Source organism: Bartonella fuyuanensis, from assembly GCF_014197255.1.
In the GTDB taxonomy this organism is placed as follows: domain Bacteria; phylum Pseudomonadota; class Alphaproteobacteria; order Rhizobiales; family Rhizobiaceae; genus Bartonella; species Bartonella fuyuanensis.
Window position 1 is genome coordinate 35,705 of sequence record NZ_JACIFE010000007.1, and the last position, 15,709, is coordinate 51,413.

Below are 15,709 nucleotides of genomic sequence, written 5' to 3' on the forward strand. Positions count from 1 at the left end.
GAGAGCGTTTATTTTTTCCGAAAAGAATCTAAAGAGACAATATCAGCACTTTGTTTTGTATCGTTATTTGAAGGTTCTTTATTGGGACTGAGATTTTGTTCTTTTGCGAGCATATTTTCTTTTTTTTGTTTGTTTGATAGAGTAATGGGCGTAGATGAGGTATTTTCTGAGCTCTCACTTTCTCCAGAAGTAAGATTTGAGGGCAGATCAAATGCTGCTTCAAATGCTGCTACAGGATCATAAAATACCTGAATGGAAGTAAAGGGAATCACAAGTTTCTCGGTTATTTCCCTGAAAGAGAGGGTTACTTCGAAGGCTGTTTCTGAAACATTGAGATCTCTAAACTGATGTTGTAAGACGATTGTCATTTGCTCAGGATAGCGATTTTTAAGCCGGGGCGAAATTTTAACGCTTGGGGCATTTGTCAAAAAAGTTATAAAAAAATGATGACTTCCCGGAAGACCTGCTTTGGCAACTTCCGATAAAACTTTACGGATAACCCCACGAAGCGCATCCTGAACGAGAATATCGTAACGGATTTGATCTTTAACCATTGAAGTTTATTCCTTTTATTTCAGGTAACAGAATAGGTCGTATTGATGTTGTGTAATAGAATGTGTTTCAAAACTAGCAATATATTGTCTATGATGCACCTCAATGAATCGAAAAAACACGAAACTTTAGTAAATAATGTCTGATAATGTCTGAAAGATCAATCAATAACATTTTTAAAAGTGAAGGCTTCTGTTGCCAGGTGCCTTCGAACCCCGCTTAAACCTGCGACGGTTTAAGACTTAAGTTGAAACATTCACACCACTTTAAGCGGCGAGACGTGCTTCCGCATAGTTGTCATTTGCAACTACTCTTTTAGCCCGATAACGGTGGTACAATGCCGAGTAAAAGAGCGATCTTTACACCTTTGTCGATCCTATTTCGCCCCCAGAAAAATATAATTTTGGCTTCTTATATTTTGGTGGAGGCGCCGGGTACTGCCCCCGGGTCCAATAAGTTTATTTCACCGTCTATTTATTACCATAGCTGATAAGCCAGCCATTTGAATATAGATGAAGAACAGCTCCAGGAAAAGGGGGTTGTTAATATTTTTAATCCTCTAAGTATTTATGGAGCTATAGGATGCGGCTGTAAAGTATAGGCCGCTTATTTTTGGAGAGGAGATGATGTAAAATGACGAATAATCTAGCAGATATTAAAATATATGATTCAAACCCTGATGAAGCAGCAGTAGAACGACTTAGCCATCGTTTAGCTTTGGTGATGAAAAAGCAGGATGCAGCGCTTGTTTCTACATCAGATCCAAAAGAGTTAGAACGTGTTGAAAAATGGGTGCAAGATGTTTTGGGAGCTGATGAACAAAGTGCTAAAATGGCTGTTTCAAAAGTTTCTGAGATGATGTCTGGAGTGCGTAGAAAAAGTCGTCTGACTTTTTATTATTTGGTTACTAAACAATTAAATGCGCTTCATAAAATTTAGATAATTTTGAAATGGAACTTTTATCCAGTAATGATAAAAAAGCCCAATTTGTTGGGCTTTTCCATTTGTAAAAAAGGTTAATGTTTTTCATTGTTTTTGAGGTATTCTCCTTGATGCATATTCGGGACAAAAAGAAGCACAATGAATGCCATAATCATCACGCGGATTACGTGAAAATAAAAGAGTGATTCATTTTCAGTTTTTTAATTCCAGTGCGACGTATGCAGTAGAACCACCAAATAAGGTATTGCCAATAGCGTGAGAAAGGCTATCGCCTAATGCGCGGTTTGAAGGGGGAAACATCGCTGATTTTACGACAACAGAGATGGGATGTATACATGCTCATACATACAGAGCAGTCCAATAATAACGGATAAGGTAATCCATGTACTAGATGGGGTGTTATCGAGGGTGTGACCAATGATGCTGAGCCCAGGAAATGTAAAGATAGCAGACAGTATCTTTCAAATGGTTACGTAAAGTTTTAGTTCCAATTTTATTGGTTATAATATCAGCTATGGATTGGAATAGTATAAAAATAAACAGTGCAGCAGTGATGATTGTTGTTACGGTATGGTTATCAAATTCGATGATTGTGATCAGAAATTTCTGTAGATGAGATGCTAAGTTTTATACAGGGGTAAAATGTTGAGTGATCTTTCTGACGCAAATAAGCAATCATCCCAAAGGGTTTTGTGTGTGATGCTAGAATAAATATAATTAAACTGGCAAGAAGTTGACCTGTAATAAAGATAGTAGATTGGAAAAAAGCAAAAAGCTCGTAATGCTTTTTGTAAGGACAATTTCGCTCATGTAAGTGGTTCCTATCCCAGATTTATCATCCGCTGAAAGTTTTTACAGACTCTATCTAAAAGTAAAAAGATTGCTGATGTTATTTCCAAGGTTTCATCGGTAGAAAGTATGGTGATGAAAAAAAGCCACTACACATTCTAAAAATGGATACAAGCATTGAATGTTTATGTTCATAACGATTGGCCGACAAATTCTAAAAATCAAGCTCCAATAGGGCATATAAGAAAACCAATAAAAATACACCTGCTATTTTTAATAGTGGTGTAATTGCATCATCATCTTCAAAAAAATTGGAAGATAAAATAAATCGATGCAAAGGAGTAAGCATAAAAGTCATACCATTTTACCAGATTGCCTGATGCATTAGATATGATAGCAAAAATACGTTTCCTTGTAACATGTGGAGCTAAATTTATTTGGCATTTCAGGACTATTTTCTCTTTAGATTTATAATTTTTCTTCTCTTTAAAGTTGTTTACAATGTGCATTATAAAAAATAAAAACGCTATCATAATAGCTTTTTAGAGAAACATTGTTATAAAGATTTTCTTTAGAGTCATCAAAGCTATTTTGAACTCATACTATTGTTATATTGCGTAAATCATCGGCTTTGGGCTATTTTTCAGGAAATATTGTTTTTTGTTTTATTATGAATTATCTGCGTCTGAGAGTATTTTATAAAGATATGATCCTCTTTAATGTTGTTTCGTAAAATGATGGGGTTGTATATGACATGTGAGGTTAGTGTGTGCATAAAAATACTTTTATGAACAATCTTATAAGTGTCAAGAGGAGCACAGCATTAAGCAGCAAGGCAATAGTATAATGATAGCAGTTTGCACTTTTATTAAGTCTAAAGGCAGTGCTGTATCATGTTTTTTCTTTACGCAGTTTTACGTTATGTCATTCATGAGTGCTGTTGTGAAATGAACTTGGATGCATTGAGAAATATTTCTTAAGAAATTGAGCGAACTCATAACATAATGCATAATGGTATTGTCTGTTTTTCATGAAGTGGTTTTGTTTTATCGAGGAACTCATTAAGAACTTTTAAATAAAAGTAGGAGGAGATGTATAATCTTTAATTATTGATAAAATTTCTTGAAAGATAATTATTTTACTTCGATTTTGATTAAAAATGGGAGGCTTAAAATAAACAAATTCTTATTGTCAGCGAAGTAAATCCAGCAAAATAAGTGTTTATTCATAATAATGTGAAGACGTTTATTTTTATAAGCAGCATATGCAGGCGAGAAAATTTCTTCTTTTAGCGTATTTGAGGGAATAAAAAATTGTGAGCTTTAAGTTTTCATAGAATATCTATAAAAAAGCCCAGTATTCTGGGCTTTTTTATATCAAAAGCTAATGAATATCGTCTCCTTGTAAATATCCCTCTTTTCGGGCGTCAGGCATTAAGAGAACTGCAATTAATGCAATAATCATCATGCCGGTTATATAAAAATAGAAGACAGATTCGTACCCAAGGTTTTTTAAGCCAAGCGCTACGTATTCAGCAGAACCGCCAAACAGCGCATTAGCAATAGCATAAGAGAGTCCAACACCGATTGCTCGCACTGAAGCGGGAAACATTTCTGCTTTTACAATGCCAGAGATGGATGTATAAAAGCTCATAATGCATAGCATGCCAATAATGACTGATAGAGCAATCCATGTTTCATTAGTGCTACCAATCACATTAAGTCCAGGAACTGTAAAGATAATGGCTAAAACACTCCAAATAAGGAGTGAAGTTCTTGTTCCAATCTTATCAGCCATAAAACCAAATGCAGGTTGAAGTAACATGAAAACAAAGAGCGCAGCAGTCATTATAGTTACGGCTGTATGTTTATCAAATCCGGTAGTTGTGTGTAGATACTTTTGCATATAAGTCGTATAAGTGTAAAATGTGAGCGATCCCCCAGCGGTAAAGCCAACAACTAGAAAAAAAGCTTTCCTGTGATTGCGTAGCAGCTCTAAAAGACTACCAGCTTGTTTTTTAGAACGGCTTTCCTTGGTTGTCGTTTCATGAAGAGAACGGCGGAGGTAAATTGCGACAATTGCTCCTAGACCACCAATGGCAAATGGAATACGCCAACCCCACGCTTTTATTTGATCTTCTGTGAGATAAAGTGCTAAAATAAGGACAACAAGACTGGCTAGAAGTTGCCCACCAATCAACGTGGTATATTGAAAAGAGCTAAAAAAACCGCGGCGGTTTTTGAGGGCAATTTCACTCATATAAGTTGCTGTAGTACCATATTCACCACCGACAGAAAGTCCTTGAAGCATTCGGAGTAAAAGTAAAAGAATTGCCGCTGTCATTCCAATCGTTTCATAAGTAGGAAGTATAGCGATTAAGAAAGAACCACCACACATCATAAAAACAGAAATAAGCATTGAGCGTTTACGTCCATAACGGTCAGCAATGAAACCAAAGAGCCAACCGCCGATTGGACGCATAAGAAAACCAATGGCAAATATACCAGCAGCCTTTAAAAGCTGTACGACATCGCCATCTGAGGGAAAAAATTGCGATGCAAAATAAATGGATGTAAAAGAATAAACATAAAAGTCATACCATTCTACTAAATTACCTGATGCGCTGGCTACAATAGCCCAGATACGCTTTTTTGTATCATGCGGTGCTAAAGATTCTTGTTTTTCCATAGTCGATCCCTTCATTTCATGTTCATCCATTTTTGTTCATTATTTCTCTATGTTCTTTTCTTAAGAGGCTGTCTACAGTCTTTTATCTTTTGCATCAAAATTTTAGTCAGATCACGATAATTTCTTGTGTAAGATGTTTTCAGAAAAAGATTTATATTATGTTTGTACAAATTTTACAGTTTTTATTTTCTATAATGAGAAGAATCGGACATAATAGCCATATGAAACTATATTTAGCTCTTTTATCCCATGTTTTAAATCAGGGTATTGATCGTAAAGATCGCACGGGTGTTGGGACGCGATCCATTTTTGGATATCAGATGCGTTTTGATTTACAAGCGGGATTTCCATTGTTGACAACAAAGAAACTACATCTACGTTCAATTATTTATGAGCTTTTATGGTTTCTTAAAGGCGATACAAATATTGCATGGTTAAAAAAGCATGGCGTATCAATTTGGGATGAATGGGCTGATGAAAAGGGAGATCTTGGTCCTGTTTATGGTTATCAGTGGCGTTCTTGGCCTGCTCCTGATGGGCGCTATATTGATCAAATTAATAATCTTTTAATGATGATTAAGGAAACGCCAGATTCTCGTCGCTTGATTGTATCCGCTTGGAATCCTGCATTAATAGAGGAAATGGCTTTGCCTCCATGCCATTGTCTTTTTCAATTTTACATTGCTGAAGGCAAATTATCCTGTCAGCTTTATCAGCGTTCGGCGGATATTTTTTTAGGTGTTCCATTCAATATTGCATCTTACGCATTGTTAACGATGATGATTGCGCAAGTAAGCGGCCTTAAAGTCGGTGATTTTATTCATACTCTAGGAGACGCTCATCTTTATTCTAATCATTTTGAGCAGGCAAAATATCAATTGTCTCGGATACCAAATGCTTTACCGTGTATGCGTATAAATCCAGCGGTAACAGATCTTTTTTCTTTTCAATTTGAGGATTTTGAATTGCTTAATTATGAAGCACAACCCCATATTAAAGCGCCGGTGGCGATATGACAATTTCTATTTGTTTAATTGCTGCTGTTGCAGAAAATGGTATTATCGGTCGTGAAGGTGCCATGCCTTGGCACTTATCGACAGATTTGCAACGCTTTAAAGTTTTGACGTTAGGTAAGCCCATTATTATGGGGCGAAAAACTTGGGATTCTCTTAAAAAACCTTTACCAGGGCGTACAAATATCGTCATTACGCGTGATCGTACTTTCAGTGCTGAAGAGGCTGTGATTGCTCATTCTTTGCCACAAGCTTGTTCTTTTGCCACAAGCATTGCTTCTCAAAATGATGTAAAGGAAATTTTTATTATTGGTGGTGGCGAAATTTTTCAACAAGGGTTGCATATGGCTGATAAAATATTCCTTACAGAAGTTTTAGTTTCTATAGAAGGTGATAGTTTTTTTCCTGTTTTTGATAAAGAAAATTGGACTATTGTGCAAACACAAGATATTCCAAAAGGAGATAAAGATAGTCATCCGACACGTTTTGTTGTTTATGAGCGAAAATAATTTTTGTAATGAAGTGGAAGAAATTTGTCAGTTGTATAGTAATGAAATTAAGAAGAACTCTTATAAGATTTAAGTGAATGATTAGTATTTGATGAATGGTAAGTAGTTAAAGAGGTGATGATGCCCTGGACAAATCAAAATGGTGGTGGCCCGTGGAGTGGTGATAAAAACAGTGGTGACAAAAAAACATCAGCTAAGAGTCTTTTCGGTTCTGGTGGCAATAATGGTGGCGAAAATGGTTCCAATCTTAATGATATTTTGCGTAAAGGTCAGGATCAGTTTAAACAATTTAATCGAGGGGGGGGGATTGTTTTGTTACTCCTGCTTGCTGTGTGTTTTTTGCTCTATCAGTCACTTTATATTGTCCAACAAAATGAGCAAGCGGTAGAATTGCGTTTCGGTGTGCCTAAGGCGGAAATTATCGGTGATGGGTTGCATTTTCATTTTTGGCCAATTGAGACCTATATGAAAGTGCCTTTAACTGAAAAAACAATTGCAATTGGTGGGCAGCCTGGGCAGAGACAGCAAAGTGAAGGTTTGATGCTGTCTAGTGATCAAAATATTGTTAATGTGAATTTTTCTGTTTACTATCGCATTTCACATCCAGGACAATTTTTATTCAATGTGAGTGATCAAGAAGGAACAGTTCGTCAAGTTGCTGAAAGTGCAATGCGAGAAGTTATTGGTTCAAGACCTGTTGATGATGTTTTACGCGATAAAAAGGAAGAGGTTGCTAACGATGTGAGAAAAATTACTCAGTTAACTGTAGATAAATATCAACTTGGTGTTGAAATAAGCCGTGTGTCAATCAGTGAGGCGGCTCCTCCTACTAAGGTTGCTGCTGCGTTTAATTCTGTTCAGCAGGCAGAGCAGGAACGTGGACGAATGATTGAAGAAGGAAATCGTGTGCGTTTTACAAAAATTGGTTTAGCAAATGGTGAAGCTTCGCGTACACGGGAAATTGCAAAAGGTGAAAAAGCACAAATGGTTGAAGAAGCACGTGGGCGTGCTGAACGTTTTCAAACTATAGCACGTGAGGCTGCAATTTCACCAGAGGCTGCACGTTATCGTCTTTACATGGAGACGATGGGGCGGATCTTCTCTTCATCAAATAAATTGGTTCTCGATCAAATTAATTCTCCAGCGGTGCCTTATCTTTCGCTGAACGAATTGCTGCGCGACAATTTATCAGAAAAAGTAAAAACACCGTCAGCACGTTCTGCATCGCTTTTGGATTCTCATATTTCTGGAGGACGCTAATCATGCAGCAGTTTCGTTTTTTGTTTATTTTTAGTAGTATAATGATCCTTTTGATCATTTTATGGATGTCACTTTTTATTGTTTATCCTCGTCAACAAGTGGCAATTAAGCGTTTTGGGCAAATTGTTAAGGTAGAGTCTAATCCTGGAATTTATTTAAAAATGCCCTTTGTGGATAAGATGATTGTGGTGGATAATCGATTGTTGCGTTACGATGTTCCTACGCAATCTGTGCAGGTTCGTGGTGGTGCTTATTATGAAGTGGATGCGTTCTTTATTTATCGTATTACGGATCCTAAATTATTTTTACAGCGGATTGCTTCAGGGCGTCCCCAGATTGCAGCACGTGAAAATCTTGCACCGCGTTTTATTGATGCTTTGCGTGCTGTTTATGGTAAGCGAGAATTTAAAGCAGCCTTATCAGATGAACGAGGTGCTATGATGGCTGAGGTACAACGGCAATTTTCTATAGATGCAGGTTCGTTGGGTATTACTATTGTTGATGTGCGTATTCGAAAGACTGATTTAACTGATGCTGTTTCAGAAGATGTTTATCGGCAAATGGCTGCTGAACGGGAAGCTGTTGCGGAAAATATTCGGGCGCGTGGTCAACAAGAGCGAGATCGTATTGTGGCAGAAGCAAATCGTGAATATGAAGAAATTGTGGCAGCTGCAAAGCGTGATGCTGAAATTACTCGAGGCGAAGGACAAGCTGAAAGTATTCGCATTTTATTAAATGCACGAGAAGCTAATCCCTCTTTTTATGATTTTTGGTTAGCGATGGAACAGTATAAGAATTTAGAAAAAATTCCAATGATCCTTTCGCCAAATGAGGATTTCTTTTTTTATTTTCGAAATTCTCTGCAAACAAAGAGAAAACTTTCATCAGCAATGAGCCCTAATTTAAGCAAAACTGATTTAAAGTTGGTAGAGGATAAATGAAACAATGTGTTGAGGGCACTATTTTGTATGAAAAGTATGCTCTATAGCTGTTTATTTTTATGATGAATATAAGAGAGTGTTCATCTAGGCTGATTTCGCAGAATAATAAATTGAGTAATACTCTCTACGGCTTTGGTTAAAGGCATGTCATGGATAGAAGTATTGTGGGTAAAAATACGTTCTTGAAGTCTTTTCTTCCAAGAGTTATTTTTTGTGTGATTTTTTTTCTATCAAGATCAATGAGTTTGTCTTGGGGCGCAGAGACAAGCAAGGTGTTGCTTTCGATTCCTGATTTAGCTTCTGAGCTTTTGGAGACGGTTGTGAATATTTCTACTGCACAGACTGTTGAAGGAACAGAGCAGGATGAAAATACTTCGATACCTATTATCCCAAAAGATTCATTGTTGGAGGAATATTTTAGTGATTTTTTTACACCTAAGGACGGCCAAAAAGATAGTCAATTTCAAAAAGTGCGTTTTTTGGGGTCTGGTTTTGTGATTGATGCGCAAAAAGGGATTATTGTTACAAATTATCATGTTATCGCTGATGCGGATGATATTGAAATTAATTTTACGGATGGTACGAAATTAAAGGCAAAACTCCTTGGAAAGGATAGCAAAACTGATTTAGCGTTGCTTCAAGTTGATGCGGGAAGTAAGAAATTAAAAGCTGTGCGTTTTGGTGATTCAGAAAGAGTGCGTATTGGTGATTGGGTTATGGCTATTGGCAATCCTTATGGTTTTGGTGGAAGTGTGACAGTTGGTATTATTTCTGCTCGTAACCGTGATCTTAATGCTGGTCCCTATGATAATTTTATTCAAACAGATGCAGCGATTAATCGAGGCAATTCTGGTGGTCCGTTATTTGATAGAAATGGTGAAGTCATTGGCATTAATACAGCAATTGTTTCTCCTTCTGGAGGGTCTATAGGTATTGGGTTTGCGATTCCATCAGATATGGCTCTTTCTGTTATTAATCAATTACGTGACTTTGGAGAAGTAAGGCGTGGTTGGTTGGCGATTCGCATTCAGCCGGTGACAGAGGATATTGCAAAAAGTTTAAAATTGGACAATGCTGTCGGAGCATTGGTTGCTGGTAAAATAGAACAGGAAGAAGGAAATAATGTCGATAATAGCCAGTTGCAAACTGGCGATGTTATTCTTTCCTTTGGGAACTCTAAAATTAAACATGCACGTGATTTGCCGCGTTTAGTTGCAGAGAGTTCAGAAGGAAAAGTGGTGAATATTACTGTTTTACGGAATGGGCAAGAAAAAACAGTAGAAGTTAAGCTTGGACGTTTGATTGAAACAGATGCAAATGAAGAGACAGAAGAGGAAATTAATAATAAAAAAAACAATGATCTGTCGGAAAGCATGACAGTGCAATTTCTGGGAATGACGTTATCTGAACTGACAGAAGATTTGCGTCATCACTATTCGATTTCAGATAAGCTTCGAGGATTAGTGGTGACATCTGTTGCACAAAATAGCGCAGCGGATAAAAAGCGTATTCGCGTTGGTGAAGTGATTATTGACCTCAATCAGAGTTCTGTTACAACAATTAATGAAGCCAAAAAACGTATTCATAAATTACGTGAATCTGGACGCAAAAATGCTCTCTTCATCGTAGCGCGACCAGATGGAGAATTACGGTTCGTCACGATTCTAATGGATTGATTTTTGAAAAATTAATTTTGTATTTTTTTATCAGATTTGGGATATGAAGTATTTAAGTCAGGCACATAATATTTCGTATTTCTCAAGTTTATTTCACGATGGAAAGTGTGGCTTGTGTAACATAAAATCCATTGGGAATCCTTATATCTTTATGTTAAACAAAAGTACAAGTTGGCACCGTCATAGTATCTTGCTAGTTTTCAATATTATGATAGTTTAAACTTTGAAATGCTGCGTAAGAGATCTTTGCACGTCTTTCTTAAGTTGCTTTTTATCTCTGCTGATGATGTAGATAAGTAAATGATGTTGATATGATGCTTTATTAGAAGGGGAAAATAAAAAATTATATGATCTTGAGAATTCTTATTCAAATTGTAAAACGTTATTATAAATAATGTTTTGTCCGATAGGGCTTTTAGTATTTTGTGGTTATATTTTCTATCCTATAGATAATGTTTTTTCACTTCAGTTTGAAAAAATCATCTTGGAGAAAAATCGTATTATATTCAGTAGTTTATATATTTATAACTTTCTTTAGTGGTGGATAAAAAAATAGTTATAAAAAATAAAGCTGTTTGATTGTATAGGTTAAACTCAGTGTTATTATTGTAAATAATGGTAGTGAAAAATGTTTTGAAATTCTTTTGATGTTGTTTTTAAATTCATTTCTTAGAATTTTTTTATCTTAAGGGGAATTCATGTGGGTATTTTTGCTTAAAGTGTTTATTCTATGATAATGGTATAGACATTATAGGAGCTTTAGAGGCAGTCATGCATGTTGCAATAAGTTACTGATTGATAGGAATTGCTATTCATGACACGCAAAACAATTACATTGATAGCAGGGCCAACAGCAAGTGGGAAATCAGAACTTGCCTTGCAAATGGCTCGAGAAAAAAATGCTCTCATTATTAATACCGACTCAATGCAGGTTTATGATGTTTTGAATGTTTTAACGGCACGGCCAAGAGAGGCTGATATTGAGGTTGTTCCACATTATCTTTATGGTCATGTAAGTCCTACTTTGAATTATTCAGTAGGGCAATGGTTGTGTGATGTAAAGAAACTATTGGCTACTTTTTCTTTAAGATCAGTTATTTTTGTTGGTGGAACAGGACTTTATTTTCGCGCTCTTTTGGAGGGGATTTCGGAAATTCCTCATGTTCCAGATGTTGTGCGGCAAAAATGGCGTTTACGGCTTAATAAAGAGGGATCTGAAAGTCTTTATTGCCAGTTGTTGCAGATTGATGCTGTTGTTGCTAAAAAAATTTCTTCACAAGATAAACAACGTATTGTACGTGCTTTGGAAGTTTATGATGCAACCGGTAAGAAGCTCAGTTGGTGGCAGAAGCAAAAGACAACGCCTCTCGTTGTGTCGAATTTCGTCGAGAAAATTCTTCTTATGCCACCACGTCCTTTGCTTTATGAACGCATTCATAAACGCTTAAATTCAATGATTGAGAAAGGGGCTTTAGAAGAGGTGGTGGCCATGAAGAATCTTATGCTTTCTCCTTCGTTACCAGCAATGAAGGCTATAGGTATACCTGAATTTATGGCTTATTTGGATGGATATAGAAGCTTTGAGAGCGCTCTTGAAGCGGTAAAAACAGAAACAAGGAGATATGCAAAAAGACAAATGACCTGGTTTCGTAATCAATTTGATGAAGAATGGCTGCGTATTTCTTGATGAAAAAGCTTGAGCTTTATAGAAGTAATTGCCAAAGATAGTTCGTAAAGGAGAAATTTTTTAGAAAATATAATTTTTTATTGACGAATGGTATCAATGGAATTAGAGATCTCTCTATAAGGGATGTTTTATATATTCTGTGCCGTGGAATAATGGGGGGGTAATCATACAATATGTTATGTAATAGGCTCCGTTAGGAGCTTTTTTATTGTCCTATCAAGTAGGTGAGTGGGAAAAATGAGAAATGATCTAAGACAGCAAGAGAGTGCAGATGGAAAAATAATGTCGGGAGCTGAAATAGTAGTTCAGGCTCTTATAGATCAAGGGGTTAAACATATTTTTGGTTATCCTGGTGGGGCTGTTTTACCTATTTTTGATGTTCTCTATCACCAAGCTATGCCCCAGCATATTTTGGTGCGCCATGAACAAGCGGCTGGACATGCGGCTGAAGGCTATGCGCGCAGCACTGGAAAGGTGGGCGTTATGCTTGTAACTTCTGGTCCAGGTGCAACGAATGCTGTTACACCTCTGCAAGATGCACTCATGGATTCTATACCTCTTGTTTGTTTTTCTGGTCAGGTTCCAACAACGATAATTGGAACAAATGGCTTTCAAGAAGCTGATACGGTGAGTATTACGAAGCCTTGTACAAAGTATAATTGGTTGGTTAAAAACGTAAATGATCTTGCGGCAATTATTCATGAAGCTTTTTCTTTTGCTCAATCAGGGCGTCCAGGACCTGTTTTAATTGATATTCCTAAGGATGTTCAATTTGCTTCAGGATTTTATAGAGCACCTCAAGTTCAGGGGTCTTTGCATTCTTCCCTATCGTTAAAAGGGAATACTAAGGCTATCGAAGCTGCTGTTTCTCTTTTAGTTGAGGCAAAACGTCCTGTTATTTATTCTGGTGGAGGTGTTATTTCATCGGGGATGGAAGCTATACAGCTTTTGCGTAGTTTGGTTCAATTGGGAGATTTTCCGATTACTTCCACACTTATGGGGCTTGGTGCCTATCCTGCTTCTGGTAAAAATTGGCTTGGAATGCTGGGAATGCATGGAACCTATGAGGCTAATATGGCCATGCATGGTTGTGATGTCATATTAGCTATTGGAGCACGATTTGATGATCGTATTACGGGGCGTCTTGATGCATTTGCACCTCATGCGCGTATTATTCATATTGATATTGATCCTTCTTCCATCAATAAAATTGTAAAAGCAGAAGTTCCAATTATTGGTGATGTGGCTTATGTTTTGGCAGATATAATGCAACATTTGCATATGCATCGATCAAAGTTCGATAAAGAAAGTCGTAAAACATGGTGGACGCAGATTAATCATTGGAAAGCACGCCATTCATTGTCATATATGGAAAAAAAAGATGTTATCATGCCACAATATGCTCTTGAACGGCTGTATGCTCTTACCAAAGATACTTGTGCTTATATTACAACAGATGTTGGGCAACATCAGATGTGGGCAGCGCAGTATTATCATTTTGATGAACCAAAACATTGGGTGACTTCTGGTGGTCTTGGAACTATGGGGTACGGTCTTCCTGCGGCTATCGGTGTTCAAATAGCCCATCCTGATGCGCTTGTTTTGTGTATTTCTGGTGATGCCTCTATTCAGATGAATATTCAAGAACTTGCAACAGCAATTCAGCATGACACACCAGTAAAAATTTTTATTTTAAATAATCAGTATATGGGGATGGTTCGCCAATGGCAGCAGTTGTTACATGGTAATCGTCTTTCTCATTCTTATACGGAATCTATGCCTGACTTTGTGAAATTAGCTCAAGCTTATGGGGTCGTAGGGATTCATTGTTCAAAGCCAGATGAGCTTGATGGTAAAATTCAGCAAATGATTGACTGTGATAAGCCTGTTCTTTTCGATTGTCAGGTTTACCATTTAGAAAATTGTTTTCCCATGATTCCATCAGGATGTGCTCATAATGAGATGTTATTATCTGATGAGGAAAACGAAGAAGCTATTGCAAATGCTGTTCCTTCCGAGGGAAAAATTCTTATATAAAATGAATATGTTAATCAAATAGTGAAGGGATTTTATGATTAATTTCTTCTTTTCAATTTTTTCTATCCCTCATTTTAAGAGACTATTTTATTGTGCTGTAAAGAAAACATTATTTATAGGTGTAAGACCTATAAAACTTTATCCCTATGATTTTTAAAGACAGTATGATGAATACTCTTAGGCAAGGTTTACCTATAGAGTTTATGAAGAAGTTATACCATTATACTATGTTCTAGCTCTCAATGTTGTGGTAGTTTTGCACACGGTTCTTTTTAATCCTTTCTTTGGAATGATATCCATTTTGGATGGAGTAAAAAATTAGATTATTGAAATATTTTTTACGAAAATGATTCACAAGGCTTAGCAATTGTTCTGTGAGAGTCATTAGCTAGCTATACATCGAAATTCTTAATGATATTTTTTGATCATGTTTTTTCAAAATGCTTGCTCTTTTTGTAAGAATCTTATTTTGATGAATAATGCAGTTTTCGCCGGAACAGGATAATGCATTGAAGGCTGTTGCCACGTGGTTGAGGGAAGGCCATTCTCCTCTTTTTCGCCTTTTTGGTTATGCGGGGACGGGCAAGACAACGCTTGCGCGCTATTTCGCAGAGACAATAGATGGTTGTGTTCAGTTTGCTGCTTTTACAGGTAAGGCGGCTCAGGTTTTGCGTTCTAAGGGTGCAAGCAATGCTTGTACTATTCATTCGTTGATTTATTGTCCGCGTGGGGAAGAGGAAGTTTCCGATGAAATCACAGGGAGAAAGTCTGTTACTCCAACATTTACATTAAATCGAAGAAGTGCTGCTGCACAAGCTAAACTCATTATTGTTGATGAGTGCTCGATGGTAGATGAACGATTGGCACGTGATTTAATGAGTTTTCGGACACCAATTCTTGTTCTTGGTGATCCAGGTCAATTGCCTCCTATATCAGGTGGGGGCTTTTTTTCCAATGGGGAACCAGATTTTCTTCTTTCAGAAATTCATCGACAAGCGCGGAATAATCCGATTGTGCGGCTTGCTATGGATGTGCGTGAAGGACGCTCTATTGCTTATGGTGATTATGGAGAAGCTCGCATTGTTACACGTAAAGAGGTTAATCAACAATTGGTTTTAGATGCTGATCAGGTATTGGTAGGGGTAAATCGTACACGCCACCTTTATAATCAGCGGTTACGTGTATTAAAGGGTTTTACAGCAGGTTATCCGCAAGCGGGAGATAAGCTTGTGTGTTTACGAAACGATCCAGCTAAAGGTTTGTTGAATGGTTCTTTATGGAAGGTGATGACTTCGCAGAAAGAGACAAATAAACCAAGTATTAGTCTTCTTGTGAAACAGGAAGAAAGCGAGCGTGGGGTAGCAAAGATTAAACTTTTAAAAACAGCGTTTGAAAGCCCTGATCAGGAAATTTCATGGCAATTAAAAAAACGATATGATGATTTTGATTATGGGTATGCATTAACTGTTCATAAAGCGCAAGGTTCTCAATGGAATAACGTCGTTTTGTTTGATGAAAGTTTTGCATTTCGTGATATGTATGCGCGTTGGCTTTATACAGGAATTACGCGCGCAGCAGAGCGTTTAACGATTGTTCGATAGAGAAAATATGTGTA

General features: G+C 37.0%; 11 protein-coding genes, 1 other RNA gene and 1 pseudogene. 9 read left to right on the forward strand and 4 right to left on the reverse strand.

What is annotated here, in order from left to right; all coding sequences use genetic code 11:
- Positions 1–8: 8 nt before the first annotated feature.
- Both GGR08_RS04165 and ssrA read right to left on the reverse strand, forming a co-directional pair.
- Positions 9–554, reverse strand: a complete 546-nt coding sequence (locus GGR08_RS04165; protein WP_183194132.1) for an SspB family protein — start codon at positions 552–554, stop codon at positions 9–11.
- Between the two features lie 179 nt (positions 555–733).
- Positions 734–1,090: a transfer-messenger RNA gene (gene ssrA / locus GGR08_RS04170) on the reverse strand.
- A 95-nt stretch (positions 1,091–1,185) separates the two neighbouring features.
- On the opposite strand from ssrA, the gene GGR08_RS04175 reads away from it, so the two are divergent.
- Positions 1,186–1,491, forward strand: coding sequence for a DUF2853 family protein (locus GGR08_RS04175; protein ID WP_183194133.1), 306 nt, complete (start codon positions 1,186–1,188; stop codon positions 1,489–1,491).
- Between the two features lie 77 nt (positions 1,492–1,568).
- On the opposite strand, the pseudogene GGR08_RS08230 reads toward GGR08_RS04175, so the two are convergent.
- Positions 1,569–2,732, reverse strand: a pseudogene (locus GGR08_RS08230) (MFS transporter).
- Between the two features lie 934 nt (positions 2,733–3,666).
- A complete protein-coding gene (locus tag GGR08_RS04180) occupies positions 3,667–4,971 on the reverse strand; it encodes an MFS family transporter (protein ID WP_183194154.1) in 1,305 nt (434 codons plus the stop codon).
- Between the two features lie 221 nt (positions 4,972–5,192).
- Here GGR08_RS04180 and GGR08_RS04185 point away from each other — a divergent pair, with 221 nt between their 5' ends.
- From GGR08_RS04185 to GGR08_RS04220, 8 genes are all read left to right on the forward strand, one after another.
- A complete protein-coding gene (locus GGR08_RS04185) occupies positions 5,193–5,987 on the forward strand; it encodes a thymidylate synthase (RefSeq protein ID WP_183194155.1) in 795 nt (264 codons plus the stop codon).
- Positions 5,984–6,493 (forward strand): dihydrofolate reductase, encoded by a 510-nt coding sequence (locus tag GGR08_RS04190; RefSeq protein WP_183194134.1) that lies wholly within the window; start codon positions 5,984–5,986, stop codon positions 6,491–6,493. Before GGR08_RS04185 ends, GGR08_RS04190 begins: the two co-directional genes overlap by 4 nt.
- A 120-nt stretch (positions 6,494–6,613) precedes the next feature.
- Complete coding sequence (hflK, locus tag GGR08_RS04195; protein WP_183194156.1) at positions 6,614–7,753, forward strand: FtsH protease activity modulator HflK; 1,140 nt, start codon at positions 6,614–6,616, stop codon at positions 7,751–7,753.
- A gap of 2 nt (positions 7,754–7,755) precedes the next feature.
- Positions 7,756–8,694: a protease modulator HflC gene (gene hflC, locus GGR08_RS04200; RefSeq protein ID WP_183194135.1), complete on the forward strand. Its 939-nt coding sequence runs from the start codon at positions 7,756–7,758 to the stop codon at positions 8,692–8,694.
- A gap of 149 nt (positions 8,695–8,843) precedes the next feature.
- Positions 8,844–10,370 carry a Do family serine endopeptidase gene (locus GGR08_RS04205; protein WP_183194136.1) on the forward strand — a complete coding sequence of 509 codons (1,527 nt, stop codon included), beginning with the start codon at positions 8,844–8,846 and terminating at the stop codon, positions 10,368–10,370.
- Positions 10,371–11,184: 814 nt separating this feature from the next.
- Positions 11,185–12,057, forward strand: coding sequence for a tRNA (adenosine(37)-N6)-dimethylallyltransferase MiaA (gene miaA / locus GGR08_RS04210; RefSeq protein WP_183194137.1), 873 nt, complete (start codon positions 11,185–11,187; stop codon positions 12,055–12,057).
- Between the two features lie 237 nt (positions 12,058–12,294).
- Positions 12,295–14,094, forward strand: coding sequence for an acetolactate synthase 3 large subunit (locus tag GGR08_RS04215; protein WP_183194138.1), 1,800 nt, complete (start codon positions 12,295–12,297; stop codon positions 14,092–14,094).
- 479 nt (positions 14,095–14,573) lie between these two features.
- Positions 14,574–15,695 carry an ATP-dependent DNA helicase gene (locus GGR08_RS04220; RefSeq protein WP_183194139.1) on the forward strand — a complete coding sequence of 374 codons (1,122 nt, stop codon included), beginning with the start codon at positions 14,574–14,576 and terminating at the stop codon, positions 15,693–15,695.
- Positions 15,696–15,709 lie beyond the last annotated feature (14 nt).